Here is a 26,143-nt window from a genome sequence, read left to right as displayed (position 1 = left end):
CTAGCCACGGCAGTCCTCCAGGATCATCGCGGCGCCCTTCTCGGCGATCATCATCGTGGGCGAGTTGGTGTTCCCCGAGGTGATGCGCGGCATGGCGGACGCGTCCGCGATCCTCAGGCCGGGAACGCCGCGCACCCGCAGGCGCTCGTCAAGCACCGCCGTCGGATCCTCGGCGACGCCCATCTTGGCCGTGCCGACCGGGTGGAAGATGGTCGACGCGACGTCGCCCGCCGCCTGGGCGAGTTCATCGTCGCCCGACAGGTGCGCGCCGGGGCGGAACTCCTCCGGCCTGTAGCGGGCCAGAGCCGGCGCCGCGACGACGCGGCGCACGATCCGCAGGGCGTCGGCCGCCACGCGCCGGTCCTCCTCGGCGGAGAGGTAGTTGGGGCTGATCGCCGGCGCGGCCGTCGGGTCCGGCGATGTCGCATGCACGTGCCCGCGGCTCGCCGGCCGCAGGTTGCAGACGCTGGCCGTGAAGGCCGGGAAGGGGTGCAGCGGGTCGCCGAACTTGTCGAGCGACAGCGGCTGGATGTGGAACTGCAGGTTCGGCGTCGCGTGGTCGGCCGACGAGCGGGTGAAGGCGCCGAGCTGCGACGGCGCCATCGTCAGCGGCCCGGTGCGGAACAGCGCGTATTCGAGGCCCATGGCCGCCCGCTTCAGGAGCGAGCGGTAGTCCTCGTTGAGCGTGCGCACGCCCTGCACCTTGTAGATCGGGCGCACCTGCAGGTGGTCCTGAAGGTTCTCGCCCACGCCCGGCGCATGGCGCACCACCGGGATGTCGAGGGCCTGCAGGCGCGCCCCGTTGCCGATGCCCGACAGCTCGAGGAGTTGCGGCGACGCCACCGCGCCGGCCGCGAGCACCACCTCGCGCGCCCTGGCGATCCGCTTCTGCCCGCCGACCCGGTAGACCACGCCGACGGCCCGGCCGTCCTCGACGAGGATGCGCTCCGTCAGCGCGCCAGTCTCGAGCCGCAGGTTGGGCCGGCCGAGCACGGGCTTGAGGAAGCCGCGCGCCGCGCTCCAGCGCCGGCCGCGTTTCTGGTTCACCTGGAAGTACGAGACCCCCTCGTTGTCGCCGGTGTTGAAGTCGTCGACGAGGGGGATGCCGCACTCCTGCGCGGCCGCCTGGAACGCGTCGAGAATGTCCCAGCGCACGCGCGGATACTCGACGCGCCACTCGCCGCCCGAGCGGTGGAAGGCGTTCGGCGGGGAGACGTGGTCCTCCATCGCGATGAAGGCGGGCAGCACGTCGTCCCAGCCCCAGCCCGGCAGACCGAGCTGGCGCCAGCCGTCGTAGTCGGCCGCCTGCCCGCGCATGTAGATCATGGCGTTGATGGCGGAGCACCCGCCGATGACCTTGCCGCGCGGATAGGCGATGGCCCGGCCGTTGAGGCCGGGCTGCGGCTCGGTCCTGAACATCCAGTCCGAGCGGGGATTGCCGATGGCGAAGAGATAGCCGACGGGGATGTGGAACCAGATCCAGTCGTCGCGCCCCCCCGCCTCCAGCACGAGGACGCGCCGGCCGGGATCCGCCGACAGCCGGTTGGCCAGCACGCAGCCGGCCGATCCCGCCCCGACGACGATGAAGTCGTAGCTCTCCGCGCCCTGCGTCATGGTCGGTCCCGCGCCCCCCGTCCGCCCAAGATAGGCGGCGGCGAGGGGCGCCGGTAGGCCTCAGCGGGCCGCGACGACGGCGATCTCGACCGTGAAGTCCGGATGCGCGAGCTTCGCCTCGACCGTCGCGCGTGCCGGGGTGTGGCCCTGCACCACCCAGGCGTCCCACACCGCATTCATCTCGGCGAAGGTCTTGATGTCCGTCAGCCAGATGTTGGCGGACAGGATCTTCGTCTTGTCGGTGCCGGCCTCGGCGAGCGTCTTGTCGATCTGGGCGAGGATGTCGCGCGTTTGCTCGCCGACGCTCTTGCCGCGGGCGGTGTCGGCGACGTGGCCGGCGAGATAGACGGTGTTGCCGTGGACGACGCCGGCGCTCATGCGCGGGCCGCAGCCGATACGCTGGATGGTCATGCTGGACTCCCTGTCGATGGGACCCGTGGAGTAGCAGGACGCCGGCGGCTGCGCTACTGCGCCCGCGTCAGGTCACCGCCCAGCAGGCCACCTTGCGCCCGTGCTTCTCGGCCAGCGCCGGGTTCTCGATGCTGCAGCGCGACATCGCGTGGGCGCAGCGCGGGTTGAACGGGCAGCCCTTCGGCGGGTCGAAGGGCGACGGCAGCTCGCCCTGCAGCACGATCCGCTCCTTCTTGGCGCCGGGATCGGCCACCGGCGTGGCCGACAGCAGCGCGCGGGTATAGGGGTGCTGCGGCGCGCTGAAGATCGCTTCGCGCGTGCCCACCTCCACGGCGTGGCCGAGATAGATGACCATCACGTCGTCGGCGATGTGCCGTACCACCGAGAGGTCGTGCGAGATGAACAGGTAGGCGAGGCCGAACTCCTGCTGCAGTTCGGCCAGCAGGTTCAGGACCTGCGCCCGGATCGACACGTCGAGCGCCGACACCGGCTCGTCGAGGACGAGGATCTTCGGACGCAGCATCAGCGCCCGGGCGATGGCGATGCGCTGGCGCTGCCCGCCCGAGAACATGTGCGGGTAGCGGTCGACGAACTCCGGCCGCAGCCCGACCCGCGCCATCATGGCGCGCGCCGCCTCGCGCCGCTCGGCCGCCGGCATGTCGGTGTTGACGGCGAGCGGCTCCTCGAGCGCCGAGCCGATGGTCTGGCGCGGGTTGAGCGAGCCGTAGGGGTTCTGGAAGACGATCTGCACCTCGCGGCGCAGCGTGCGCCGCTGCTCGGCCGTGGCGCCGACGAGGTCGATGCCGTTGATCTTCAGCGTCCCGGCGGTGGGCTGCTCGATCATGGTCACGAGGCGGGCCAGCGTCGACTTGCCCGACCCGGATTCGCCGACGACGGCGAGCGTCTTGCCGGCCGAAAGGTCGAAGGAGACGCCGGCGAGCGCCTTCACCTGCGCGACGGGCGAGAAGAACCCGCGCTTCGCCTCGTAGTTGCGGGCGAGGTCCCGCCCTTCCAGGACGACCGTCATGCCGCGCGCTCCTTGCCGGTGGGGACGCCGCCGACCAGCGGATAATGGCACAGCGCCAACCCCTCCGCGGGGGACGCCGGCCGTGGCGGCACGGCGCGGCAGCGCTCGTCGGCGAAGGCGCAGCGCGGCGAGAACAGGCAGCCGGCGGGCCGGTCGAACTGTCCCGGCACGACGCCGGGGATGGACGGCAGCACCCGTCCCGTGGCCCGCTCCGGAAGCGCCGCGAGCAGCGCCGAGGTGTAAGGGTGGTGCGGGTCGGCGAAGAGGCCCTGCGTCGCCTGCTGCTCCACCTGCTGTCCCGCATACTGCACGACCACGCGGTGGGCGGTCTCCGCCACGACGCCCATGTCGTGGGTGATGAGCACGAGGCCCATGCCGGTCTCCTGCCGCAGCCGCAGCAGCAGGTCGAGGATCTGGGCCTGGATGGTGACGTCGAGCGCCGTGGTGGGCTCGTCGGCGATGAGCAGCTTCGGACGGCAGGCGATCGCCATGGCGATCATCACGCGCTGGCTCATGCCGCCCGACAGCTGGTGCGGGAAGGCCGTCAGGCGTCGGGTCGGGTCGGTGATGCCGACTTCCTCCAGCAACTCGATCGAGCGCTTGCGTCGCGCGGTCCGGTCCATGCCGAGATGGGTCTTGAGCGACTCGCCGAGCTGGAAGCCGACCGTGAAGCATGGGTTCAGCGACGTCATCGGCTCCTGGAAGATCATCGCGATGTCGCGGCCGACGATGCTGCGGCGCTCCCGCGCGCCCATCTTCAGCAGGTCCTTGCCGTCGAAGGCGAGCCGGTCGGCCGTCACCGTCGCCGTCCAGGGCAGCAGTCCCATGACCGCGAGCATCGCCACGGACTTGCCGGAGCCCGACTCGCCGACGATGGAGACCACCTCGTTCTGGTCGACCGTGAGGTCGACGCCGTCGACCGCCTTGAATGGCCCGGATCGCGTCGTGAACGAGACCGAGAGGTTGCGGATCTCGAGGAGGCTCATGGCTCAGCTCCTCTTCAGCTTGGGATCGAGCGCGTCGCGCAGGCCGTCGCCCATCACGTTGATCGAGATGACCGTGACGAGGATGGCGAGGCCCGGCAGCGTGACGATCCAGGGGTTTGAGCGGATGAACTCGCGGCTGTCGGCGAGCATGGCGCCCCACTCCGGGATCGGCGGCTGCGCGCCGAGGCCGAGGAAGCCGAGGGCGGCCGCCTCCAGGATCGCCTCCGAGACGCCGAGCGCCGCCTGCACGATCAGGGGAGCGAGGCAGTTCGGCAGCACGGTGCGCAGCGCGAGGCGCAGGCGCCCGACGCCGGCCACGCGCGCAGCGGTGACGTACTCCTTGCCGATCTCGCCCATCGCCGAGGCGCGCACCAGGCGCACGTAGCGCGGCAGGAACACCACGGTCACCGCCACGATGGTGTTGGCGAGGCTCGGGCCGAGCACCGCGACGATCAGGATGGCGAGCAGCAGCCCGGGCACGGAGATGATGAGGTCCATGACGCGCATCACCAGCGTGTCGAAGACGCCGCCGAGGAAGGCGCAGGTGAGCCCCAGTCCCACGCCCAGCAGCACCGAGACGATCATCACGGCGAGGCCGATGAAGAGCGAGATGCGGGCCCCGTAGATCAGGCGCGACACCATGTCCCGGCCGAGCGCGTCGGTGCCGAGCGGGAAGCTCCAGTTGCCGCCATCAACCCATGCCGGCGGCAGCTTGGTGAAGTCGCGGAACTGTTCGACGGGCGAATGGGGGGCGATGAAGTCCGCGAAGACGGCCAGCAGGACGATCGCCATCAGCACCGCGAAGCCCGCGACGGCGCCGCGGTTCTCGGAGAAGGACAGCCAGAAGGAGCGCAGCGGGCCGGGCGGCGCAGGCGCCGCTGCGGGTGCCTTGGCGAGGGTCACGTCAGCGGCCATGGCGGATTCTCGGATTGATCGAGCCGTAGAGCATGTCGACGGTCAGGTTGACGAGGATGACGACCGACGAGATGAGCAGGATGCCGCCCTGCAGGGCCGGGTAGTCGCGCCGGCCGATGGATTCGATCAGCCACTTCCCGACGCCCGGCCACGAGAAGATCGTCTCGGTGAGCACGGCCCCCGCCATCAGCGAGCCGACCTGGAGCCCCACGATGGTGACGACCGGGATGAGCGCGTTGCGCAAGGCGTGCAGGCCGATCACGCGGAACGGGCTCAGCCCCTTGGCCCGCGCGGTGCGCACGTAGTCCTCGCTCAGCACCTCCAGCATCGACGAGCGCGTCATGCGCGCCAGCGTGCCCAGCGGCACGGTGCCGAGCACAATGGCCGGCAGCACGAGGTGGTGCAGGGCCGACCAGAACGCGCCCTTCTGGTCGGACAGCAGGGCGTCGATCAGCATGAACCCCGTGACGGGCTCGAAATAGTACTTGATCAGGTCGATGCGCCCGGAGACCGGCGTGAGGCCGAGCCGCTCGGACACGAACATGATGAGCAGCAGGCCCCACCAGAAGATCGGCATGGAGAAGCCGGTCAGCGACAGCCCCATCAGCGCCTGGTCGTAGATGCTGCCGCGCTTCAGCGCCGCGATCACGCCGGCCGGGATGCCGACGATGATGGCGAACATCATGCCGAAGAAGGCGAGTTCGAGCGTCGCCGGGAACAGCTGGAAGAACTCCGTCGTCACCTTCTCGTTGGTGACGATCGAGGTGCCGAAGTCTCCGTGCAGCAGGTTCCAGACGTAGTCGAGGAACTGCTTCCAGACGGGCTGGTCGAGGCCGAGCTCGTGGCGGAACTGGGCGAGGCGCTCGGGTGAGATGCCGCGTTCGCCGGTCCGCACTTCCACCGGATCGCCCGGCACGAGGCGGATCGCGACGAAGGTCACGAACATCAGCGCGAAGAAGGTCGGCAGGGTCAGCGCGGCGCGCCGGAGCAGGAACTTGAACATCGGGCCTTGGCTGGCTGGGACCGCGCGGACGCGGGCTCGCTGATGGAGGAGGCGTCATTCCCCGGGGCAAGGTGTGCCCCCGAACCGGCAGTTCCATGCAAGAACCGGCCCGCGGCGAACCGCGGGCCGGCGAAGGGTCTGCCGGCCCCGACGGGACCGGCAAGGATCGCCTTACTGGACGTCGACGCCGTTGAACTTGTGGCCGCCGAGCGGGCTCTGCTTGTAGCCCGTCACGCCCTTGCGCATGACCTCGAAGACGATGGAGTGCGCGAGCGTCAGGTCGGGAGCATCCTCCTTCATGATCGCCTGCATCTCCTCGTAGAGCTTGGTGCGCTCCTTCACGTCGGCCGTCGACGCCGCCTTCTTCATGCGGTCGTCGAAGTCCTTGTTGCACCACTTGGCGATGTTCTGGCCACCCGGACGGGCCGCGGCGCAGCCGCGCAGGAAGAAGAAGTTGTCCGGATCGCCGTTGTCGCCCGTCCAGCCGAGCTGCACCGTCATCGGCTCGCCCTGCTGGGCGCGCTTGCGGTACTCGCCCCACTCGTAGGTCACGAGCTTGGCGTTGACGCCGACCTTGGCGAGGTCGGCCTGCATCATCTCCGCGATGCGCTTGGCGTTCGGGTTGTAGGGCCGCTGCACCGGCATGTACCAGAGGTCGATCTCCAGCGGCGAGGCCACGCCCGCCTTCTGCAGCATCTCCTTGGCCTTGGCCGGGTCGTACGGGTAGTCCTTCACCGCGTCGTTGTAGGACCAGAGCGTCGGCGGGATGAGGTTCTTCGCCGCCACGCCGGCGCCGAGATAGACGTCACGGATGATCGCCGCCTTGTCGATCGCCATGTTGAAGGCCTGGCGGACCTCCTTCTTGTCGAACGGCGGCTTCTGGTTGTTGAACGCCCAGTAGGCGATGTTCAGGCCCGGCTGGTTGATGACCTGCAGGGTCGGGTCCTTCTGCATCTCGGCGAGGTCGGCCGGGCGCGGATAGGGCACGAACTGGCACTCGTTGGCCTTCAGCTTCGAGTAGCGCGCGGTCGGGTCGGGCGTGATGGCGTAGACGAGGTCGTCGACCAGCGCCTTCTCGCCGTAGAAGTCAGGGTTCTTCTTGTAGCGGATCACCGCGTCCTTCTGGTACGCGACGAAGGAGAACGGCCCGGTGCCGACGGGAACCTGGTCGAACGTCTCCGGCTTGCCGGACTTGAGCAGCTGGTCCGCATACTCGGCAGAGTGGATCGACGCGAAGTCCATGGCGAGGTTGGCCATGATCGGCGCGTTCGGCTCGTTGAGCGTCATGACGACCGTGTAGTCGTCCTTCTTCTCGATGCTCTTGAGCAGCTTGGGCATGTCCATGTCGGCGAAGTAGTCGTACTTGCCGCCGGAAATCTTCGCGTACGGGTGGTCAGCCTTCCACTGGCGGTTGAACGACCACAGGACGTCGTCGGCGTTGAAGTCGCGCGTCGGCTTGAAGCCGGTGACGCTGTGGAACTTCACGCCCTTGCGCAGCTTGAAGGTGATGACGGTGCCGTCCTCGCTGACGGTCCAGCTCTCGGCGAGGCCGGGGACCACCTTGGTCGAGCCGCGCTCGAACTCGACAAGCTGGTTGTAGACCGGGCGGGCGGCGTCGAAGCTCGTGCCCGTGGTGTTCAGCGCCGGCGTGAAGTTCTCCGGGCTGCCTTCGGAGCAGTACACGAGTGTCTTGGCGGACACCGCCGTGGTGCCCATCAGCAGGGCCGCGAGGCCCAGTCCCAGCAGTCCCCGTTTCGCGTTCAGGCTCATCGTTCTCCCCTCTGGATCGATTGTCGCGCCCTCATGGCCTGTCCGAGGGGCGTTCTGGGGAGAAACTAATCTCGTTTTAATGCGGCACGCAATCCACGCAGACGCGACGGACAATGTCGCGCCCGCGACCTAATGGAGCAGGCCCCGGTCGGTGTCGCCGATCTCCACGATGGCTTCGCGAAGCCCTTCGAGATGCGGATTGATGCGCAGCGCCACCTGGAACACCGCCTTGGCTTCCGCGAACCGTCCCTGCCGGAGGCAGACCTGGCCGAACCCGGACACCGCGCCGAAGTGACGCGGCTCGAGCTGAAGCGCGCGGGCGATGTCGTCGACCGCCGCCGCGTCCCGCTTCTCGACAAAGTGAAGCGTGCCGCGCTTGTTCCAGGCCTCCGCCCAGTCCGGGAACGCCTCCACGAGGTCGTCGAGCACCGGAAGGGCGAGGTCGAGGGCCCCGGCGCCCATCGCCTCGATGGCGATGGCCATCGAACCGGAGGCCGAGGAATCCGGGTGCGAGATCCAGTGCGCCCAGATCAGGTCCTCGATGTCGTCGGGATGGCGCGCCGGCTCGTGGTGCGAGAGCTCCCGGAACAGGCTGTCGAGGCGCCGGGGCAGGGAGACGGCCGGCTTGCGGTGAGGGAGGTCCATGACGAGGGCGAAGACCTCGTCGATCCGGCTGCCGGTGACGTGGCGGGTGACGGGATCCTGGGCGACGTCGACGCGAATGCTCATGGCACCAACATAGGGCAGCGGGGCGGCGGAGGGAGTGCTCCCGGGGACACGTTGCACCGGATAATCGCCGCATGTCGGGGTTCGGCAATCCGCTTGTCGCCGGTCGCGGCTTGGCTATGGTGCCGCCGGATCGCCGGGCATGGAGGTGCGGCGCTGATGACCGACTTCGACACGCTGCTCTCTGTCCCGGCTCTCGCCGGGGTGACGCTCGCCTGCGCGGCGGCGGCGGCGCTGGTCATCCCGCCGCTGATGCCGCTCCTGCGCCGCTACGCCCTGGCGCGGCCGAATGCCCGCTCGAGCCACCGCGAGCCCACGCCGCAGGGGGGAGGGATCGCCGTCGTCGGCGTGACGGTCGTGACCCTGGCTCTTCTGGCGGTTCTCCGTCCCCCGGCGGCGGACGAGATCCGGTCGCTCGCCGTTCTTCTCGCATCGGCGGTGGTGCTGGCGGTCCTCGGCGCCTGGGACGACATCCGGCCCCTGCCGGCCCTGCCGCGTTTCCTCGTCCAGTTGCTCGCCGTCGGCGCCACGGTGGCCGCGCTGCCGGCCGAGGTCCGCCTTCTGCCGGGCCTGCTGCCCGCGGGCATCGAGCGGGGCCTGCTCGTGATCGGGGGGCTGTGGTTCGTCAACCTGACCAACTTCATGGACGGCATCGACTGGATCACGGCGGCGCAGTTCGTGCCGCTGTCCGCCGTGGTCGTGCTGCTGGGAGTGCTGGGCATCGCGCCCGCGGCAGCGGCGGTCGTCGCCGCCGCCCTCGCCGGATCCCTGCTCGGCTTCGCGCCGTACAACAGGCCGGTCGCCCGGCTTTTCCTCGGGGACGTCGGCAGCCTCCCGATCGGCCTCCTTGCCGGTTATGCTCTCGTGCGCCTGGGCGGACAGGGCGCGCTCGCGTCCGCCGCGATCCTCCCGCTCTACTATCTGGCCGACGCCACGATCACGCTTCTGCGCCGCCTCGCCCGCGGCGAGAAGGTCTGGGAGGCCCACCGGACGCATTTCTATCAACGCGCGACCGGCCGGGGCCTGACCGTCAGCGGTATCGTCACCCGGATCTTCGCCGCGAACCTCGTGCTGGGGGCGCTGGCCATCGCGGCTGCCTTCGCGGGATCCGTTGGCAGCGTGCTTGCGGCCTGTGGCGCAGCCGTGGCCGTCGTCGCCATCCTCATGGCCGATCTCGTGCGGCCGCGCGCGGCGGTGGCCGCGTGAGCGGGCCCCGCCGCCCAGGCAGGGTCCTCGTCACCGGCGCGTCGGGCTTTCTCGGCCGGCAGCTCGTGCCGGCCCTCGTGGCGACGGGCTGGGAGGTGCGCGCGCCGCTCCGGCAGCCGCTCGACCTCGGACCGGGCGTGGAAACCGTGGCCGGGCCCGATCTCGGCGGCTCGTGCGACTGGCGCCCGCTGCTGGAGGGGGTCGATGCCGTCGTCCATTCGGCGGCGATCGCCCATGTCGGGCCGGGGCTGGACGAGGATCTCTACCGGCGCGTGAATACTGACGCGACACTCGCCCTGGGCGAGGCCGCCGCGGGCCGCGTCGGGCGCTTCGTGTTCGTCTCCTCGATCCGGGCGCAGGCCGGTCCGACCGCGCCGGGCGTCCTGACTGAGGACGACGCGCCTCGCCCGACCGATGCCTACGGACGCTCGAAGATCGCCGCGGAGGAAGGCCTCGCGCGTCTCGACCTCGCGGTGACGGCGCTGCGGCCGGTGGTCATCTACGGTCCCGGCGTGAAGGGCAATGTCGCCCGCCTCCTTTCGCTTGCGAGGCTGCCGGTCCCGCTCCCGCTCGCGGGGCTCGACGCTCCTCGCTCGCTGGTCGCCGCGAGGTCGGTCTGCGACGCGGCCGCGTTCGCTCTCGAGCGGCCGGAGCCGCTGCGCGGCCCGTTCATCGTGGCCGATCCCGCTCCCGTCAGCCTTGCCGAGCTGGTGCGCATCATGCGCCAGGCCATGGGTCGTTCGCCGATGCTGTTGCCGCTGCCGTCGGCCCTTCTGGCCGCCGGGCTGCGCCTCGCCGGGCTCGGGGATGCCTGGGACCGCGTCGCAGGCCCGCTGGTCGCGAGCCCAGGGCGGCTCGTCAGGCAGGGTTGGCGGCCACCCGTGGGGTCGACACGGGAAGGGATTGAGCGCTGGCTGGCGCCGGAACGTCGCGGCTGAGGGCCGGAACGGCCTCCGCCAGCACGGCCTCGCCAGCGGCACGATCGTGGTCCGCGACCGCTCGCTTGAGCCGCTCGATCCAGGCGCCCATCCGGTCCGCATCGGCAAAGAACGGCTTCGCTGCCATGACGCCGGCGACGCCCGTCTCGACCGTCGGCTCCTCCTTGCCGAAAAGGATCTCGTGCATCCTCTCGCCCGGCCGGACGCCGGTGAACGCGATCTCGATGTCGGTGCCGGGCTCGAAGCCGGCGAGCCGGATCATGCGCTCCGCGAGTTCGAGGATGCGCACGGGCTGTCCCATCTTCAGGACGTAGACGGACGGGCGGTCCCCCGCCTCCACGGCAGCCGCCGCCCGCATGTCGGTATCGGCATGCGACGCCGCGGTGAGCACCAGCTCCGCCGCCTCCCGCACCGTCATGAAGTACCGCACCATGTCGGGGTGGGTCACCGTCACCGGCCCGCCATGGGCGATCTGCGCCTTGAACTTCGGCACGACGGACCCGTTCGAGCCCAGCACGTTGCCGAAGCGCACGGAGACGAAGCGCGGTGCATCGCCCTTGCCCTCGGCGGCGAAACGGGCGTCCAGCGCCTGGGCGTACATCTCGGCGAAGCGCTTGGTCGCGCCGAGCATCGACACCGGCTCGATGGCCTTGTCGGTCGAGATCATCACCATCGTCCGCACGCCCGCGGCCGCGGCGGCGTCCATGACGTTCACGGACCCGACGACGTTGGTCTTGATCGCCTCGTCCCAGTCCTGCTCGAGGTAGGGCACGTGCTTCAGCGCCGCCGCGTGGAACACGAGGTCGGGCCGGAACTCGGCCATCACCCGATGCATCCTGTCGCGGTCGCGCACGTCTCCGATGATCCCGTGCACCCGCGTCGGCGTGTCGAGCCGCGTCAGCGCCTCGGTGATCTGGTAGAGCGCCGGCTCGGCGTTCTCCACGATGGCGAGGTCGGCGGCCGCGAAGGCCGCGATGCGCAGGGCAAGTTCGCTGCCGATCGAGCCGCCACCGCCGGTGACGAGCACGCGGCGCCCGCGGACGAGGCGGTCCAGCCGGCCGCGGTCGGTCTCCACCGTCGGGCGCAGGAGCAGGTCCTCGATCTCCACCGGCGCCATGGCGACGTCGCCTGCGGCGGTGTCATCCATCGTCTGGAACCGCATGACGCTGAGGCCGAGCCTGCGCGATGCGGCGAGGAGAACTTCTGGCTGGGCATCGGGCGCGAGAGCCGACGGTGTCACGATGAGACGGCGAGGCGACTGGCCCCGCTCGACGAAATCCGCGACGACGGCCTCCAGCCGGCGCACGTGGGCGCGCACCGGCACGCCCCGGATCGTCTGGCCGAGATCGCCATCGCGCGTGGACAGAATGCCGACGGCGTGGAAACGCTTGATCTGCCCGGCCTCCATGGCGCGCAGCACGATCTCCGCCTCGGCGCTGCGCCCCACCACGAGCGCCGGGGATGTGCCGCGTCGCGCGCCCTGCTCGCGCGAGCGCATGTAGCGCGCGTAGCGGTAGACGATCCGCGGCCCGCCGAGCGCGAAGATCTGCACCATCCAGTAGAGGAAGATGAAGATCTTGCCGAAGAAGAAGCCGCCATAGGCCGTCGGCGCCACGAGCAGGTAGTCGAGCACGAGGAGCGCGACGGCGAGGACCGTCACCGCCTTGACGATGTTGGACAGGTCCGGGATCGAGGCGAAGCGCCAGCGCGACTGGTAGAGGCCGAAGAACCAGTACACCAGCGCGGCGAGCGCGACGAACGGCGGCACCAGCCACGGCAGGTAGGGCAGCCGCTCGTCGAGGATCGGTCCCTCGAAGCGCAGGAAGAAGGTGCTGGTGAACGCCGCCGCGGTCACCACCGCGTCGTGCAGGACCACCGCCGCCTTCTTGTGCCGGCCGAGGCTGGTGAGTGCGCTCATGGCTTGGGGTATCCGTCCGGCAGCCGGCGATGTCAATCGACCGCCGGCTGTGCCGGATCAGGTCTGCGCGCCGAGCCCGCGCTGGATGAATCCGATCATCGTGTCGATGTCGGGACCCGGGTCGCCTTCCGCGCACTGGGCGATCAGCTGCGGATGGCAGAACTTGACGAGGCTGGCATGCACGCACCCTGCGGCCGCCATCGGGTCCGTTGCCGTGTAGACGCCCTGAGCCACGCCGTCGGCGATGATCTTCGCCATCATCCTGCGAACCCGCACCAGATGCTCGTGCACGATCGACCAGCTCTCGTCGAGGGCGACCGACACCATCTCGTGCATCATCCGGTCGCCGACGTAACGCGACGCGTTCATCTGGTGCATGGTGCGGGCGAACCGTGCGACCCGGTCCTGGGCCGGTCCGTGCTCGTCGGCGATCGCCTGCAGCGCGGCCTCCACCTCGCCCATCAGCTGTCGGGCCACGGCCTCGTTGATCGATTTCTTCGAATCGAAGAAGCGATACACGTTCGCCGGGCTCATCTTCAGGGCCTTGGCGATGTCGGCGACGGTCGTCTTCTGGTAGCCGAAGGTGCGGAAGAAGCGCTCCGCCTGTGCTATGATGCGACAGCGCGTGTCGACGTCCTTGTGCTCCGCGATGTCGGACATGGCTCTCCCGTCTCCCCCGAGGGCCTTTATCTATGACGATTGGCGTCAATCGTCAAGATTTACCACCCTCAGCGACGTGAAATGGACCACGGGATCACGAGTGGGCGACCGTCCCGGTCCTCCGTGATCGCGTCGATGCCGAAGACGGCGGCGATCCGGGCGGAATCGAGCACGTCACGGGGCGAACCGTCGGCGACGACGGCACCGTCCTCCATCATCACGATGCGATCCGCGTAGCGCGCCGCGAGGGCCAGGTCGTGCAGCACGGCCACCACCGCGCGCCCGCGCCGCGCCTCGGCCCGCAGGACTCCCATGATCGCCAGCTGGTGGCGGGGATCGAGCGAGGCCACGGGCTCGTCCGCCAGCAGCACGTCGGCCTCGACCGCCAGGGCGCGCGCCAGCAGCACGCGGGCGCGCTCGCCGCCGGAGAGGGCCGTGGCGAGCCGCGTCTCGAAGCCCTCGAGGCCGGTTCGTGCGATGGCATCGGCGACGATGGCCAGGTCCGCCGGCGCGAGCGCGTCGATCCGGGCCCCGTGCGGCATCCGCCCGAGGGCCACGACGTCGCGCACGGGCAGCGGCCAGGACACCGCTCCCGACTGCGGCAGGTAGGCGACGCGGCGCGCCCGCTCGGCCGGACGCAACCCTCGCACTGGCGCCACGCCGACCTGTACGCTGCCCTCGTGCGCGACCAGCCCGGCCAGCGCGCGCAGGAGCGTCGTCTTGCCGGCCCCGTTGGGGCCGACGACGCACGCGAACTCGCCGCGCGACAACCGTAGATCAATTCCTTGCACGGCAACGCGCGATCCGAGCAGGACCCGCACCTTCTCGGCGATGAGAAGCGGCTGCGCCGTCATGCCGGCGCTCCGCCGAACATCCCCCGGCTGCGGGAGACGATCCACAGGAAGAACGGCACGCCGATGATGGCCGTCAGCGCCCCGACCTTGAGCTCGGTGGTGGCGGGGATCAGCCGCGTCGCGATGTCGGCGGCGAGCGTCAGCGCGGCGCCGGCAAGCGCCGATGGCACCAGCACGCGCCGCGGATCGGCGCCGACCGCGCCGCGCACGAGGTGCGGGGCGACGAGCCCCACGAAGCCGATCGCTCCGGTCACCGCCACGCAGGCCCCGACGCCGACGGCGACCGCGGCGACGAGCAGGAGCCGGACCCGGGCCACCGGCACGCCGAGGCTCTCGGCCGCTTCGTCGCCCAACGTCAGCGCCCTGAGCGCCTCCCCCTGCGACAGGATCAGCGCCCAGCTCGCCACCGCGAAGGGCGCCGCGAGCAGCACGTGGCGGAACGACCGGTCCTCGAAGGACCCCAGCAGCCAGAACACGATCTCCGTGATGGCGAAGGGATTGCTCGACAGGTTGATAGCCACCGACGTCCCGGCCCCCGCGAGGCTCGATACGGCGAGGCCGGCGAGCAGCAGCACCGTGATGCCGGGATCGCGCCCGGCCACGGTCACGACGAGCATCACCGACAGCGCCGCTCCGGCGATGGCGGCTGCCGGCAGGGCGAAGGACAGCGCGCCCGCAAGGCCTGCATAGAGGACGATGACGGCCCCGAGCGCTGCCGCCTGCGGCGCGCCGAACAGGCCGGGGTCGGCGAGGGGGTTGCGCAGAAGCCCCTGGAGCGCGGCGCCGCCGATGCCCAGCGTCGCGCCGACGATGGCGGCGAGAAGAGTGCGCGGCAGCCGGATGTCGCGGATGACGAGGCCCTCGACCCCGTCGCCGGCGACGAGCCCCTGGACGACCTCGGGCAGCGTGAGCCCGGCGGGACCGACCGCCAGCGACACCAGCATCAGCAGCAGGAGCAGGCCGACGAGGCCGGCGAGGAGCCCGATGTCTCCCGCTCCGCGAGCGGCCGGATGCGCTCCCGCCGCCATGCTCATGCCCCGGCTGCCTCGCTGCTCACCACTGCGCCCGGATCCCCGCGTAGAACGACCGCCCTGCGGTACCGTAGTTGTAGGCCTCCTGGTAGTGGGCGTTCGTCAGGTTGACCGCGTTGGCGAACAGCGACCACGTGTCGTCGACCTTGTAGCGCACCCATGCGTCGAGCCGCGCATAGGGCGCCAGCTTCACGCGCGTGATGTCGTTGGTCACGAGGTCCTGCGACAGGAAGTCGTAGCGGGACGAAACGCCGATGAGGCGGCCTTCGATCTCCAGGTTCCTGATGCCCGTGTAGACGAGGCCGACGCTGGCCTTGTTGCGCGGGCGCTGGAGGAGCGGCGTGTTGGTCTCGAGGTTCTCGGCGTAGAGGTAGGTATAGCTGGCGTTGAGCCTCCACTCGTCCGGAACGATGACGTAGGAGGCCGAGGTCTCGACGCCTGCCGTCACGGCGCGGGCGACGTTGAAGTACTCGAAGTTGAACCCCGGCAGCCACCGGAAGTCGATGAGATCCCGATAGCGGTTGTAGAACGCCGTCGCCGAGAAGGTCAGGCGGCCGTTCATGAAGCGCTGGTCGATCCCGGCGTCGACGCCGATCGAATGCTCCGGCTGCAGGTCGTCGGTCCCGTTGGGGTCGCCTGTGTTGAACTTCTGGTAGAGCGTCGGCGCCTTCGCGCCGGTGCCGGCGCTGGAGCGGAGCTTCGTGCCGTACTCGTCGAGCAGGTAGGCGGCCGTAGTCCGCCAGGTCCAGAACGTCCCGGCCGTCGTCACGTCGTCCACGCGGCCGCCGAACGACAGGCTCAGCCGCTCACCCACCGGCACCTGCCAGAGTGTGAAGGCCGAGTTCGTCGTCTGGGTGTCGTCGAGGAAGATCGTCTGGGTGGACTTGTTGCGCGGAACGTCGCCGTACTTGGCGTAGCCGGCTTCCGTCTCCGACTTGAGCCCGAAGATCAGCAGCCCATAGTTCCCGAGCTTCAGGTCGTTCTGCCATTCCACGCCCGTGCGCGTGCCACGGTAGTCGGTCGAGCCATAGAAGGCGGGGAAGAAGCCCGGAGGGAACCACGTGTTGGTGAACCGATCCGTCCGGTTGAGGTAGACGAGGAGGCTCGACCGCAGCAGGCCGTCGAAGCCGGTCATCGTCGCCTTGGTGTAGCCGGCCGAGACGTAGGCCTGCTGCTTGTTCAGCGGGTTGTCGGCCGCGTTGTCGTCGAACTGGATGAAGGTATAGAAGCTCGACCCGCCGATCTCGAACTCGACGTTGTCGGCCGGCTTCCAGCCGATGCGCCCGGTGCCGGCGAGCTTCGACGAGTTGTCGTTCTCCAGGACCTGCGGGATGCGGCCGATGCGGTAGCCGTAGCTGCTGAATCCGGTCGTGTCCTGCCCGTTGAGCGAGAAGGAGTAGGACAGCGTCTCAGTGCCGCCCGAGACGCCGGCCTGCAGGCCCTTCGATCCGTAGCTGCCGCCGTTGACGGAGACGTAGCCCTTCGGCCGGCCGCTGCCTTTGCGGGTGATGATGTTGATCACGCCGCCCATGGCGTCGGACCCGTAGAGAGCGGACTGCGGGCCCTTGAGGATTTCGATCCGCTCGATGTCGGTGGCGTTGAACGTGCCGAAGTCGAAGGAGCCGTCGGTCGAGGTCGTGTCGCCCATGCGGACACCGTCGACGAGGATCAGCGTCTGGCCGGGCGAGGATCCGCGCAGCGTCACGTAGGCGATGTTGCCGATGTTGCCGGCCTGGCGGACGTCGACGCCGGGAAGACCGCGCATCGCGTCGAGGATGTTGCGCTGCCCCTTCTCCTCGATGTCCTTGCGATTGACGACGGTGATGTCCGTTCCGGCCCGGCTGATCGCGGTGGGGGAGCGGTAGGGCGTGACGACGATGGCGTTCTCGCCACTGTCCTGCGCCAGGGCCGGCAGGGCCGGGGCGGCGAGGCCGGCCGCGACGAGAGCGGCCAGCGCGGGACGTCCTGTGGCCCGGCTAGGGGCAATCGGAGGTTGTGCGCCGTGCATGGATGCACGACGCCGGGGTACGGCGTGCATGGTTATCCTCCATCCGTCCCTCCGACGGATCCGGGGTTGAACACAGCACGGGCCGGTCTCCTGGCTCGCGGCTTCCGCCTCCCTCCGCCTTCCCGGGCGCTCGCGCCCAGTGGCCGTCTGGAGAAGGCACACCGCCTACAGTTGCGGGGGCAGCTGCGGCATCGATCCCGGAGGATCCGACCGCATTCCCGTTTCACCCCGGCTTGAACCCGGGGCACCCATGCCCCCTTATGGTTACGGGTTGCGACCGTCGGCCGCAAGCCACGGAAATGCCATCTTTGGTCGAGCCCCACCGGTGTGACTTGGGAACAACGTCCGCATTTCTACGCAGCGGCGCGGTCGCGCTGGCCCTGCTTCTCGGCGTTGCCCACGCCGCTGCTGAACAGGCGCCGAGGCGCGTCGTATCCGCCAACCTCTGCACGGACCAGTTGCTGCTGGCGCTCGCCGACCGCGAGCAGATCGCTTCGCTGAGTCCTTTCGCGACAGACGCCCGCTTCTCCTACATGGCCGCATTAGCCCGCGGGCTGCCGCAGAACCGGGGCAGCGGCGAGGACATCGCGCGCCTCTCTGCGGACCTCGTCCTGATCGGCCCCTATGACAGCCGCGCGACGCGCGAGATGCTGAGACGGCAGGGGCTGGCCGTGCTCGAACTCGGCCCGTGGACCTCGCTCGACGACGGTCGGGCGCAGATCCGGACCCTCGCCTCCCGCCTCGGCCACCCCGAGCGCGGCGAGGCGCTGGTCGCGGGGATCGACGAGGCCCTCGGTCGGGCCCGCGCCGCGCCGCGCACGGGGCGGAGCGTCCTGCTGTTCGAGCGCCGCGGCTACGTGCCCGCCTCGGGCGGATTGACGGTCTCCATCCTGAAGGCGGCCGGCTTCGCCGACGCTGCGCCCGGCCTCGGCCTCTCGGAGGGAGGCTTCGTCTCGCTGGAGGCCCTGCTCCGGGCGGGACCCGACTTCCTCGTGGTCTCGGACGGCGACGATTCCGCCGAGGACCAGGGTTCGGCCCTCCTCGTCCATCCGGCCATGGCGGCACGCTATCCCGCGTCGAAGCGGATCACGATCCCCGACAGGCTGACCATCTGTGGCGGTCCGTCCGTGCCCGAGCTGGTGGAGACCGTGCTCGCGGCCGCCGCGAAGGTGGCGCGGTAGGCGCTCAGGCGTTCCGCAGGTTGCGCTTGAGTTCGCCGGTGAGATCGCGCAGCTGCGACTTCTTGCGGTCGTCGAGCCCGGAGAACAGCTCGACCACCCAGCCTTCGTGCTTGCGGGCCATCGCGAGGAAGTAGCGCCGGCCCTCCGGCGTCAGCCGCACGCGGAAGGCCCGGCGGTCGGCGCTGTCGCCGACCCGCTCCACGTGCCCGTCCTGCACGAGCCGGTCGGTAAGGCCGGTGATGGCGGCGTTCGTCACCATCATCCGGCGCGACACCTCGGACATGCTCAGCCCGTCCGGCGCTCGCTCCAGCTGCGCCATCAGGTCGAAGCGCGGGAGCGTGCAATCGAACTCCTCGCGCAGCCGTCGGCGCAGCTCGGCCGCGATGATGTTGGTGCACGACAGCATGCGCAGCCACAGCCGCACGGATAGGTGGTGGTCGGCGCCGACGCGCGTTTCCAGGTCGACCGCGGGCGTCTCGTCGGCCGGTGCGACCGCGCGGCGCGTCGCCAGTCCCGCCGGGGATGCCCGGCCGGCGGACCGCGTGGCTCGCGTCTTGCGCATGGTGTCCGACATGGTCTGCTTGTGTCGCCCCCGCCCGCCGCTGTCAAACGCCCCGGCGGGCCATGGCATGCAGCAGCCCGTCGATCATCCGGTCGCAGGCGGCGAGCTGGTCGAGCGTGACGAACTCGTCGGCTTTGTGGGCCTGCGCGATGGAGCCCGGACCGCAGACGACGCTCGGCACCCCGTAGCGCTGGAAGAACGACGCCTCTGTTCCGTAGGCGACCTTCTCGACGGTCCGGTCCTCGAGGAGGCCGTGAACGAGCCCGAAAACGGCGTCCTCCGGGCTCGCGTCGAGTGCAGGGATGTGGTTGACGGGCAGGAAGGCGATGCCGGCCTCCGGGTCGATCGCCTTCATCCGCGGCTCGAGCTCCGCCGCCAGCGCCCTCAGCTCCCCGATGATGGTGTCGGGGTCGAAGCCCGGCACGTAGCGGTAGTCGAACAGGAACTCGGCCAGCGCCGGCACGATGTTCGGGCCGTTTCCTCCCGAGAAGAGGTTGGTCGAGATCGTCGTGAACGGAACGTCGAAACCCTCGACGCGCAGGCCCGACGTCCGCTCCCGGTCGCTGATGTCCTGGATGCGGGCGACGATCCGCGCCGCGTACTCGATGGCGTTGACCGCCTGGTGCGTCAGCGATGAATGCGCCGCCTTGCCTGTCACGCGGCAGCGCCAGACGTAGCCGCCCTTGTGGGCGCTGACGAGCCGCATGGAGGTGGGTTCGCCGATGATGGCGCCGCGCGGGCGGATGTCCCACGCCTCCAGCGCGGAGATCAGCCGCGGGATGCCGAGGCAGCCTTGCTCCTCGTCGTAGGTGAAGGCGACATGGATCGGCTCGCCGGCGGCAGCCGCCGCGGCGGCATAGTCGGGGACGTGGCCCATCACCACCGCGTCGAAGCCCTTCATGTCGCAGGCGCCGCGGCCATAGGCCTTGCCGTCGCGGACCGTCAGTGCGAACGGATCCACGGTCCAGGCCTGCCCGTCGACGGGCACGACGTCGACATGGCCCGACAGCACGATCCCGCCGGGCCCCTCGCCGAACGTGGCGAAGAGGTTCGCCTTGGTCCGGTCGTCATTGAAGTCGAGGCGGCAGGTGGCGCCGTGCGCCTCCATGTGTGCCCGCGCCCAGTCGATGCAGGCGAGGTTCGAATTGCGGGAGACCGTGTCGAAGGCGAGGATCTCGCCGAGCCGTGCCATCGTCCGGGCATCCGGGGCCATTGCGGGGCCGGGCTGTGCCATGCGGGTCGTCTCCCCCTGCGACGCCGCAACCGCGTCACGTTGACGGCTGATCGACAAACTGTATACGGTATTCAGGATCCACTGCAACCGCATGGCGGCCCATGGCGCGACGGCTCAGCGCATCCTCCGAAGGCCCGGTCAGGCTCGCCAAGCCCGACAGCCTGAGCGAACGGATCTACGCCGACCTGCGCGAGCGGCTGCAGCACTGCGACATCGGGCCGGACGACCGTCTCGTCGACACCGAGATCGCCAGCGCCTACGGCACGTCGCGGATGCCGGTCCGCGAGGCGCTTCTTCGCCTGACCAACGAGGGCTATCTCGTCGGCACCACGCGCGGCTTCATGGTGCCGAAGCTGACGCTCGACGACATCCGCGACATCTTCGAGGTTCGCCGTCTGCTGGAGCCGCGCGCCGCCGCGAACGCCGCGCGCGACCTCGACGCCCTGACCGCCAAGGCGCTCAAGGCCGCCATCGAGGAGGCCCGCGCCGCCGCCCGCGCCGACGATGTCGACCGTCTCATCGCCGCCAACATCCGGTTCCGGGCTGCATGGCTCGGGGCGGTGCACAACGTGCGGCTCGCCAACACCATCGCCCGCTTCGTCGATCACGTGCAGACGGTCCGCCTCGGCACGCTGCGCGATCCGGTGACCCGCAAGGTCGTGGCCGACGGGCTGGAGGGACTCTACGATGCCTTCGTCCGCCGCGATCCCGTGGCGGCGGCCGACCGGATGTCGACCTTCATGGCCGCGGCCGAGCAGGCCTTCTTTGCCGTCCGCAAGGCCGAACTCGAGAGGGAGGACGGGTCTCCCCCGCCGGCCTCCAGAAGCGCCGCCCTCGCTGAGGAACAGAGACCATGATCGTCAAGCCGCACCCGCTGAAGGGGCCGAACCGCTTCAAGCTGGGGGTCTTCTCCGCCAACGCCGACGGCGGCCTCGCGATCACCGACGTGCCGGAGCGCTGGCGCGCCCGCTGGGACGACAACCTGAACGCCGTCGGCATCGCCGACCGGGCCGGCATCGAGTTCTTCCTGCCCATCGCCCGGTGGAAGGGCTTCGGCGGCAAGAACCGCGTGCGCGAGTGGTCGTTCGAGACGTTCACCTGGGCCGCAGGCCTCGCGAGCGCCACGGAGCGCATCGGCCTGTTCATGACCGTGCACGTCCCGATCGTGCATCCTCTCTACGCCGCCAAGGCGCTCGCCACGGTCGACCACATTTCCAAGGGCCGCGCCGGCCTCAACATCGTCTGCGGCTGGAACCCGCAGGAGTTCGCCATGTTCGGCGTGGCGCTGGGCGAGAAGGGCTACGTCCAGGCGGCCGAGTGGGTCGACATCATCGAGCGCTGCTACTCGTCGAACGAGCCCTTCGACTTCAAGGGCGAGTACTACGACCTCAAGGGCGTCGTCAGCCGCCCGGCCAGCGTGCAGGTGCCGCGCCCCGTCACCATGAACGCCGCCTTCGGCGGGCCCGGCCGCGACTTCGCGGCGAAGTACTGCGACTATCTGTTCTCCACCTTCACCGACATCGAGGACGGCCGCCGCCACGTCGCCGATATCCGCGAGCGCTCGCAGCACTTCGGCCGGCAGGTCGGCATCTACACCGTATGCCACGTCGTCTGCCGCGAGACGCAGAAGGAGGCGGAGGACTACTACCACCGCTACGCCGTGACGGAGGCCGACCACGCCGCCGTCGACGCGCACATGGCCGGAAAGAAGGAGTTCTCGAACTCCCACGACAAGGGCGCCTACGATCTCTACCGCCAGCGCTTCGCCGGCGGCGCGGGGTCCTACCCGCTCGTCGGCACGCCGGAGAAGATCGTCGAGGACATGGTCCGCATCTCGAACGAGGGTTATGCGGGCGCCGCCCTGACCTTCGTCAACTACACCTACGAGCTGCCGTTCTTCTGCGACCGCGTCCTGCCGCTGATGAAGCAGGCCGGGCTGCGGACCCACTGAGGCCCTCATGTTGATGCGCGCGCCCCGCACCGTCGGACAGGCCCCCTTCAAGCAGGGCATGCGCTCGCTCGTCGGCGCGGTCACCGTGGTCGCGGCCCAGGGCCACGAGGGGATGGCGGTGGGGCTCACGGCGACGGCCGTCTGCTCGCTCAGCGTCGACCCGCCCTCGCTGCTCGTCTGCGTCAACCGCAACGCCTCGATCGCCCCCGCGCTGAGGGAGGGGGTCGAGTTCAGCGTCAACGTCCTGGCCGACGACCAGATGGACGTGGCGCGAGCGTTCGGTGGCCAGACCGGCGTGCGCGGGCCGAACCGCTTCACCTTCGGGCACTGGGTGCGCAGCGACCACGACGTGCCGCTGCTCGTCGGCGCCCGTGTCAGTTTCGAGTGCCAGGTGGCGCAGGTGATGGACTGGAGTTCCCATCACATCGTCATCGGCCGCGTCAGCGACGTGCACCTCGGGCCGGAGGGCTCCAAGGCGCTCGTCTACGGCGACGGCCAGTACAAGAGCGTCGAGTAGGAGTATCCGGATGTTCGACCCCCGCCGACCCACGCTCCGATACCGGCTGGACCGCGGCGACACGCTCGGGGTCACGTGGCTCTCCCTCGGCAGCGTCGCCATGGCCGAGCTCGCCGCGAAGGCCCGGCCGGACGCCATCGTCCTCGACCTGCAGCACGGCCTGTGGGAGCGCACGACGATGGAGCAGGCGATCGGTGCCGTGCCGTCGGACATCCCGGTGCTCGTCCGCGTGGCCGAGAACTCGCCGATGGCCATCGGGCAGGCGCTCGACGCGGGCGCCGAGGGCGTCATCGTGCCGCTCGTCGAGACGGCGAAGCAGGCGCGCAAGGCGGTGGACGCCGCGCTCTATCCGCCGCGCGGCTCGCGCTCCGGGGGCGGCGTGCGGCCGCTGTCGGACTTCGTGGATTACGTCGAGGGCGCCAACCGCGGCATCGTCGTCGTGGTCATGATCGAGACCGCCAAGGGCGTTCGGAACGCCCGCGAGATCGCCGCGGTCGACGGCGTCGACATGGTGTTCATCGGCACGGGCGACCTCGCGCTGTCGCTCGGCACGTTCCCCACCTTCGATGCACGTCACGAGGTGGCCTGCGCCGCCGTCCACGCCGCCTGCAGGGCTGAGTGGACGCTGTGCGGCACCTTCACCGGATCGCTCGACGCCGCCCGCGCCCGCCGCGAGAAGGGCTACCGGATGGTGGTGACGTGCAACGACATCGACCTCGTCGCGCGTGGCTTCGGGCAGGCGACGGCCGGCTTCGCGGCCCGAACGCCGCAGCCGCCCAGCCTTCCTGCGGAACCGAAGCCCGCTCCCGCCGCCGAAGGGGCGTCCCCAGCGGCGAAGCTTGCCAACGGCGCCGGCTACGTGCCCGGTAGCGCGAGCGAGGCCCGGCCATGAGCGCCAGCGCCTTCCGCGAGCGGCTGGCCTGGACGGACGTCCGGGGCGAGATCCTCGACCAGACGCGTCGCTACATGCTGATTCGGCCGGAGGCGCTGATGGGCGTGTTCCGCCGCCTCCCGCCGCAGGCCCGGGCAGAGGCGCTCGATGCGCTGGAGGCGTCCATCTTCGAGCAGGGATCCGACAGCGCCCGCGCCTACCGCACCATGGGCGGGGAGGGCGTCGAACTGGCCCGCGTCGTCGCCGAGACCGCGCCGCAGCTCGGCTGGGGCCTGTGGCGCTTCGACGTCACGCCCGATCTCATCCGTCTCGAAGTCCGCAACAGCCCGTTCGCCGCCGGTTTCGGCTCGTCGCCGACACCGGTGTGCCACGCCATCACGGGAATGGTGCGGGCCGTGTCGTCGCTCGTGTTCGACCGGCCTGCGACGGCACGGGAGGTGGCGTGCGCCGCCGCCGGTGCGCCATCATGCCTCTTCGAGGCGACGCCGAACGACAAGACCATGGGGGGACCGTCCGCATGAATGCCGCCGTCGAGGAACTGCGCGCCGCGCTGGGTGCCGACCTGGTGAAGGTCGGCGACGACATTCCCCAGCGCAACTGGCACGACCAGGTCGGCCTCACCCCCACGCGCCCCCTCGCGCTGGTCCTGCCGCGCTCGACGCAGGACGTCTCGAAGGCGCTCGCCATCTGCCACCGCCACCGCCAGCCGGTCGTGACGCAGGGCGGCATGACCGGCCTCGCCGGCGGCGCCCATCCGGGCGAGGGCGAGGTGGCGCTGTCGCTCGAGCGCATGGTCGGCATCGAGGAGGTCGACACGGCCTCCAGCACGCTCACGGCGCTGGCGGGAACGCCGCTCTACATGGTTCAGCAGGCGGCCGAGGAGGCCGGCCTGATGTGCGGCATCGACCTCGGTGCCCGCGGGTCCTGCTCGATCGGCGGCAACATCTCGACCAATGCCGGCGGCAACCAGGTGTTGCGCTACGGCATGGCGCGCAAGAACGTGCTCGGCCTGGAGGTGGTGCTCGCCAACGGCGAGGTGGTCCGCTCGCTCAACAAGATGATGAAGAACAACGCCGGCTACGACTGGACGCAGATGTTCATCGGCTCCGAGGGAACGCTCGGCGTCGTGACCCGGGTGGTGCTCGGCCTGCACGCCCGTCCGCAGGGCGTGCAGACGGCCGTCCTTGCCGTCGACTCGATCGAGGACGGCCTGAAGGTGCTGCGGGCCGCGGAGCGCAGGCTGCCCGGCGGCCTGCTCGTCTTCGAGGCGATGTGGAGCGAGTTCTACGGCATCGCCGTCACCACCATCGGCGTCCCCGCCCCGATCCCGCAGGGCCACGACCTCTATCTGCTCGTCGAGGCACCCACCGGCGAGGCCGGGCCGGAGGTCTTCGAGCAGTTCCTCGCCGAACTCTACGAGCAGGGGCTCGTGAAGGACGCCGTCATCGCCAAGTCGAAGGCCGAGCGCGACAAGCTCTGGATGCTGCGCGAGAGCGTCTACGAGTACGGCAAGGTCCTGCCGAAGGCGGTCGGCTTCGACGTCTCGATCCCGCTGAACCGCATGGCGGAAGCGGTGGCGGCGCTGCGCCGCGACATGCCGAGGATCGTCGACGGGATCATCTGGGTGGTGTTCGGCCACGTGGCCGACTCCAACCTGCACATCAACGCCATGCCGCCCGTCTATTCGCCGCAGATCAAGCTCGCCATCGAGAAGGTCGTCTATGACCTCACCTCCTCGCTCGGCGGCTCCGTCTCGGCCGAGCACGGCATCGGCCGCGCCAAGAAGCCCTATCTCGGGCTGACGCGCACGCCGCCCGAGCTGGCGCTGATGGCGACGATCAAGAACGCGCTCGACCCGGCCGGGATCCTCAATCCCGGGCGCGTCCTGTGACGCCATGAAGAACGCGCGCCCGATGGCGCGGAACCTGCAAGGTTTGGGAGGGAGAGGGCACCCATGAGCGACCTGCTGACGAAACTGGCGAAGGCGATCGCCAAGCAGAAGATCAAGGTCATCGACCTGACGCAGACCCTGCGTCCGTCGACGCCGGTGATCCAGCTGCCGCCGCCCTTCGCGCCGACGAAGCCGTTCGAGATCGAGGAGATCTCCCGCTACGACGACAAGGGCCCCGCCTGGTACTGGAACAACATCGCGCTCGGCGAGCACACCGGCACGCACTTCGACGCGCCGATCCACTGGATCACCGGCAAGGACTACAAGGACGGCGCGACCGACACCGTCCCCGTGCAGCGCTTCGTCGCCCCCGCGGTGGTGATCGACTGCTCGAAGGAGGCGAAGAAGGACGAGAAGTTCCTGCTCACGCCCAAGCACATCCTCGCCTGGGAGAAGAAGCACGGCACGATCCCGAAGGGCGCCTGGGTCCTCATGCGCACGGACTGGTCGAAGCGCACCGACCCGGCGAAGTTCCTCAACATGCAGGCCGATGGCCCGCACGTGCCGGGCCCCAACGCCGACGCGGTGCGGCTGCTGGTGGAGCGCGACGTCAACGGCTGGGGCGTCGAGGCGGTCGGCACGGACGCCGGCCAGGCCTTCTCGTTCGAGCCGGCCTTCCCGGCCCACGCGCTGATGCACGGGTCGAACAAGTTCGGCCTCGCCAGCCTCTGCAACCTCGACAAGCTGCCGCCGACCGGCGCGATCATCGTCGCGGCGCCGCTGAAGATCGAGCACGGCTCGGGCAGCCCGCTGCGCGTCATCGCGCTGGTGCACGAGGACGACTGACC

Annotated in this window: 25 protein-coding genes and 1 riboswitch; of the genes, 10 read left to right on the top strand and 15 right to left on the bottom strand. The window is 70.1% G+C overall.

Going from position 1 to position 26,143, the window contains the following annotated elements:
• From ACX9GQ_RS10425 to ACX9GQ_RS10390, 8 genes are all read right to left on the bottom strand, one after another.
• A complete protein-coding gene (locus ACX9GQ_RS10425; RefSeq protein ID WP_459629464.1) occupies positions 1-1,614 on the bottom strand; it encodes a GMC family oxidoreductase in 1,614 nt (537 codons plus the stop codon).
• Between the two features lie 60 nt (positions 1,615-1,674).
• Complete coding sequence (locus ACX9GQ_RS10420; protein WP_459629463.1) at positions 1,675-2,025, bottom strand: RidA family protein; 351 nt, start codon at positions 2,023-2,025, stop codon at positions 1,675-1,677.
• A 67-nt stretch (positions 2,026-2,092) separates the two neighbouring features.
• Positions 2,093-3,052 carry a dipeptide ABC transporter ATP-binding protein gene (locus ACX9GQ_RS10415; protein WP_459629462.1) on the bottom strand — a complete coding sequence of 320 codons (960 nt, stop codon included), beginning with the start codon at positions 3,050-3,052 and terminating at the stop codon, positions 2,093-2,095.
• Positions 3,049-4,038, bottom strand: coding sequence for an ABC transporter ATP-binding protein (locus ACX9GQ_RS10410; protein ID WP_459629461.1), 990 nt, complete (start codon positions 4,036-4,038; stop codon positions 3,049-3,051). The genes ACX9GQ_RS10415 and ACX9GQ_RS10410 overlap by 4 nt, the downstream gene beginning before the upstream one ends.
• Positions 4,039-4,041: 3 nt before the next feature.
• On the bottom strand, positions 4,042-4,953 hold the full coding sequence (locus ACX9GQ_RS10405) for an ABC transporter permease subunit (RefSeq protein WP_459629460.1): 912 nt from the start codon (positions 4,951-4,953) through the stop codon (positions 4,042-4,044).
• On the bottom strand, positions 4,943-5,956 hold the full coding sequence (locus ACX9GQ_RS10400; RefSeq protein WP_459629459.1) for an ABC transporter permease subunit: 1,014 nt from the start codon (positions 5,954-5,956) through the stop codon (positions 4,943-4,945). The genes ACX9GQ_RS10405 and ACX9GQ_RS10400 overlap by 11 nt, the downstream gene beginning before the upstream one ends.
• A gap of 171 nt (positions 5,957-6,127) precedes the next feature.
• Positions 6,128-7,726 (bottom strand): ABC transporter substrate-binding protein, encoded by a 1,599-nt coding sequence (locus tag ACX9GQ_RS10395; RefSeq protein WP_459629458.1) that lies wholly within the window; start codon positions 7,724-7,726, stop codon positions 6,128-6,130.
• Positions 7,727-7,855: 129 nt separating this feature from the next.
• Entirely contained in the window at positions 7,856-8,455 is a 600-nt protein-coding gene (locus tag ACX9GQ_RS10390; RefSeq protein WP_459629457.1) for a tetratricopeptide repeat protein, read from the bottom strand.
• A gap of 156 nt (positions 8,456-8,611) precedes the next feature.
• On the opposite strand from ACX9GQ_RS10390, the gene ACX9GQ_RS10385 reads away from it, so the two are divergent.
• Complete coding sequence (locus tag ACX9GQ_RS10385; RefSeq protein WP_459629456.1) at positions 8,612-9,658, top strand: MraY family glycosyltransferase; 1,047 nt, start codon at positions 8,612-8,614, stop codon at positions 9,656-9,658.
• On the top strand, positions 9,655-10,596 hold the full coding sequence (locus tag ACX9GQ_RS10380; RefSeq protein WP_459629455.1) for an NAD-dependent epimerase/dehydratase family protein: 942 nt from the start codon (positions 9,655-9,657) through the stop codon (positions 10,594-10,596). Before ACX9GQ_RS10385 ends, ACX9GQ_RS10380 begins: the two co-directional genes overlap by 4 nt.
• Here the strand turns inward: ACX9GQ_RS10380 and ACX9GQ_RS10375 are convergent.
• The 5 genes from ACX9GQ_RS10375 to ACX9GQ_RS10355 form a co-directional block, all read right to left on the bottom strand.
• Positions 10,517-12,514, bottom strand: coding sequence for a polysaccharide biosynthesis protein (locus ACX9GQ_RS10375; RefSeq protein ID WP_459629454.1), 1,998 nt, complete (start codon positions 12,512-12,514; stop codon positions 10,517-10,519). The genes ACX9GQ_RS10380 and ACX9GQ_RS10375 overlap by 80 nt on opposite strands.
• A gap of 57 nt (positions 12,515-12,571) precedes the next feature.
• Positions 12,572-13,174, bottom strand: a complete 603-nt coding sequence (locus tag ACX9GQ_RS10370; RefSeq protein WP_459629453.1) for a TetR/AcrR family transcriptional regulator — start codon at positions 13,172-13,174, stop codon at positions 12,572-12,574.
• Between the two features lie 68 nt (positions 13,175-13,242).
• The gene (locus ACX9GQ_RS10365) at positions 13,243-14,028 is read right to left on the bottom strand and encodes an ABC transporter ATP-binding protein (RefSeq protein WP_459629452.1); all 786 of its coding nucleotides are present in this window, start codon (positions 14,026-14,028) and stop codon (positions 13,243-13,245) included.
• On the bottom strand, positions 14,025-15,056 hold the full coding sequence (locus tag ACX9GQ_RS10360; protein WP_459629594.1) for a FecCD family ABC transporter permease: 1,032 nt from the start codon (positions 15,054-15,056) through the stop codon (positions 14,025-14,027). The genes ACX9GQ_RS10365 and ACX9GQ_RS10360 overlap by 4 nt, the downstream gene beginning before the upstream one ends.
• 25 nt (positions 15,057-15,081) lie before the next feature.
• Complete coding sequence (locus ACX9GQ_RS10355) at positions 15,082-17,097, bottom strand: TonB-dependent receptor plug domain-containing protein (protein WP_459629451.1); 2,016 nt, start codon at positions 17,095-17,097, stop codon at positions 15,082-15,084.
• Between the two features lie 33 nt (positions 17,098-17,130).
• Positions 17,131-17,334: riboswitch (cobalamin riboswitch) on the bottom strand.
• Between the two features lie 65 nt (positions 17,335-17,399).
• Here ACX9GQ_RS10355 and ACX9GQ_RS10350 point away from each other — a divergent pair.
• Positions 17,400-18,248, top strand: coding sequence for an ABC transporter substrate-binding protein (locus ACX9GQ_RS10350; protein ID WP_459629450.1), 849 nt, complete (start codon positions 17,400-17,402; stop codon positions 18,246-18,248).
• 4 nt (positions 18,249-18,252) lie between these two features.
• Here the strand turns inward: ACX9GQ_RS10350 and ACX9GQ_RS10345 are convergent, their stop codons facing one another.
• Both ACX9GQ_RS10345 and argE read right to left on the bottom strand, forming a co-directional pair.
• Positions 18,253-18,822, bottom strand: a complete 570-nt coding sequence (locus ACX9GQ_RS10345; RefSeq protein WP_459629449.1) for a MarR family winged helix-turn-helix transcriptional regulator — start codon at positions 18,820-18,822, stop codon at positions 18,253-18,255.
• A 31-nt stretch (positions 18,823-18,853) separates the two neighbouring features.
• Entirely contained in the window at positions 18,854-20,044 is a 1,191-nt protein-coding gene (argE, locus tag ACX9GQ_RS10340) for an acetylornithine deacetylase (protein ID WP_459629448.1), read from the bottom strand.
• Positions 20,045-20,145: 101 nt separating this feature from the next.
• Between argE and ACX9GQ_RS10335 the strand changes: the two genes are divergently transcribed.
• From ACX9GQ_RS10335 to ACX9GQ_RS10305, 7 genes are all read left to right on the top strand, one after another.
• The gene (locus ACX9GQ_RS10335; RefSeq protein WP_459629447.1) at positions 20,146-20,901 is read left to right on the top strand and encodes a GntR family transcriptional regulator; all 756 of its coding nucleotides are present in this window, start codon (positions 20,146-20,148) and stop codon (positions 20,899-20,901) included.
• A complete protein-coding gene (locus ACX9GQ_RS10330) occupies positions 20,901-21,995 on the top strand; it encodes an LLM class flavin-dependent oxidoreductase (protein WP_459629593.1) in 1,095 nt (364 codons plus the stop codon). Before ACX9GQ_RS10335 ends, ACX9GQ_RS10330 begins: the two co-directional genes overlap by 1 nt.
• Positions 21,996-22,002: 7 nt before the next feature.
• On the top strand, positions 22,003-22,512 hold the full coding sequence (locus ACX9GQ_RS10325; protein ID WP_459629446.1) for a flavin reductase family protein: 510 nt from the start codon (positions 22,003-22,005) through the stop codon (positions 22,510-22,512).
• A 10-nt stretch (positions 22,513-22,522) separates the two neighbouring features.
• Positions 22,523-23,404 carry an HpcH/HpaI aldolase family protein gene (locus ACX9GQ_RS10320; protein WP_459629445.1) on the top strand — a complete coding sequence of 294 codons (882 nt, stop codon included), beginning with the start codon at positions 22,523-22,525 and terminating at the stop codon, positions 23,402-23,404.
• Entirely contained in the window at positions 23,401-23,925 is a 525-nt protein-coding gene (locus ACX9GQ_RS10315) for a V4R domain-containing protein (RefSeq protein ID WP_459629444.1), read from the top strand. Before ACX9GQ_RS10320 ends, ACX9GQ_RS10315 begins: the two co-directional genes overlap by 4 nt.
• Positions 23,922-25,295: an FAD-binding oxidoreductase gene (locus ACX9GQ_RS10310; protein ID WP_459629443.1), complete on the top strand. Its 1,374-nt coding sequence runs from the start codon at positions 23,922-23,924 to the stop codon at positions 25,293-25,295. The genes ACX9GQ_RS10315 and ACX9GQ_RS10310 overlap by 4 nt, the downstream gene beginning before the upstream one ends.
• 63 nt (positions 25,296-25,358) lie before the next feature.
• Entirely contained in the window at positions 25,359-26,141 is a 783-nt protein-coding gene (locus ACX9GQ_RS10305; RefSeq protein WP_459629442.1) for a cyclase family protein, read from the top strand.
• Positions 26,142-26,143 lie beyond the last annotated feature (2 nt).

It is taken from the genome of Alsobacter sp. R-9 (genome assembly GCF_054612375.1).
The sequence above is the reverse complement of the archived record's forward strand: the minus strand, read 5'-3'. Positions and strand labels throughout refer to the sequence as shown.

Bases quoted from the DNA above. Each gene is read 5' to 3' on its own strand.
- ACX9GQ_RS10425 (WP_459629464.1), bottom strand. From the start codon at position 1,614: ATGACGCAGGGCGCGGAGAGCTACGACTTCATCGTCGTCGGGGCGGGA.
- ACX9GQ_RS10370 (WP_459629453.1), bottom strand. From the start codon at position 13,174: ATGTCCGACATCGCGGAGCACAAGGACGTCGACACGCGCTGTCGCATC.
- ACX9GQ_RS10315 (WP_459629444.1), top strand. From the start codon at position 23,401: ATGAGCGCCAGCGCCTTCCGCGAGCGGCTGGCCTGGACGGACGTCCGG.
- ACX9GQ_RS10355 (WP_459629451.1), bottom strand. From the start codon at position 17,097: ATGCACGCCGTACCCCGGCGTCGTGCATCCATGCACGGCGCACAACCT.
- ACX9GQ_RS10395 (WP_459629458.1), bottom strand. From the start codon at position 7,726: ATGAGCCTGAACGCGAAACGGGGACTGCTGGGACTGGGCCTCGCGGCC.
- ACX9GQ_RS10410 (WP_459629461.1), bottom strand. From the start codon at position 4,038: ATGAGCCTCCTCGAGATCCGCAACCTCTCGGTCTCGTTCACGACGCGA.
- ACX9GQ_RS10310 (WP_459629443.1), top strand. From the start codon at position 23,922: ATGAATGCCGCCGTCGAGGAACTGCGCGCCGCGCTGGGTGCCGACCTG.
- ACX9GQ_RS10325 (WP_459629446.1), top strand. From the start codon at position 22,003: ATGTTGATGCGCGCGCCCCGCACCGTCGGACAGGCCCCCTTCAAGCAG.
- ACX9GQ_RS10415 (WP_459629462.1), bottom strand. From the start codon at position 3,052: ATGACGGTCGTCCTGGAAGGGCGGGACCTCGCCCGCAACTACGAGGCG.
- ACX9GQ_RS10345 (WP_459629449.1), bottom strand. From the start codon at position 18,822: ATGTCGGACACCATGCGCAAGACGCGAGCCACGCGGTCCGCCGGCCGG.
- ACX9GQ_RS10360 (WP_459629594.1), bottom strand. From the start codon at position 15,056: ATGGCGGCGGGAGCGCATCCGGCCGCTCGCGGAGCGGGAGACATCGGG.
- ACX9GQ_RS10305 (WP_459629442.1), top strand. From the start codon at position 25,359: ATGAGCGACCTGCTGACGAAACTGGCGAAGGCGATCGCCAAGCAGAAG.
- ACX9GQ_RS10420 (WP_459629463.1), bottom strand. From the start codon at position 2,025: ATGACCATCCAGCGTATCGGCTGCGGCCCGCGCATGAGCGCCGGCGTC.
- ACX9GQ_RS10400 (WP_459629459.1), bottom strand. From the start codon at position 5,956: ATGTTCAAGTTCCTGCTCCGGCGCGCCGCGCTGACCCTGCCGACCTTC.
- ACX9GQ_RS10335 (WP_459629447.1), top strand. From the start codon at position 20,146: ATGGCGCGACGGCTCAGCGCATCCTCCGAAGGCCCGGTCAGGCTCGCC.
- argE (WP_459629448.1), bottom strand. From the start codon at position 20,044: ATGGCACAGCCCGGCCCCGCAATGGCCCCGGATGCCCGGACGATGGCA.
- ACX9GQ_RS10405 (WP_459629460.1), bottom strand. From the start codon at position 4,953: ATGGCCGCTGACGTGACCCTCGCCAAGGCACCCGCAGCGGCGCCTGCG.
- ACX9GQ_RS10385 (WP_459629456.1), top strand. From the start codon at position 8,612: ATGACCGACTTCGACACGCTGCTCTCTGTCCCGGCTCTCGCCGGGGTG.
- ACX9GQ_RS10320 (WP_459629445.1), top strand. From the start codon at position 22,523: ATGTTCGACCCCCGCCGACCCACGCTCCGATACCGGCTGGACCGCGGC.
- ACX9GQ_RS10390 (WP_459629457.1), bottom strand. From the start codon at position 8,455: ATGAGCATTCGCGTCGACGTCGCCCAGGATCCCGTCACCCGCCACGTC.
- ACX9GQ_RS10375 (WP_459629454.1), bottom strand. From the start codon at position 12,514: ATGAGCGCACTCACCAGCCTCGGCCGGCACAAGAAGGCGGCGGTGGTC.
- ACX9GQ_RS10365 (WP_459629452.1), bottom strand. From the start codon at position 14,028: ATGACGGCGCAGCCGCTTCTCATCGCCGAGAAGGTGCGGGTCCTGCTC.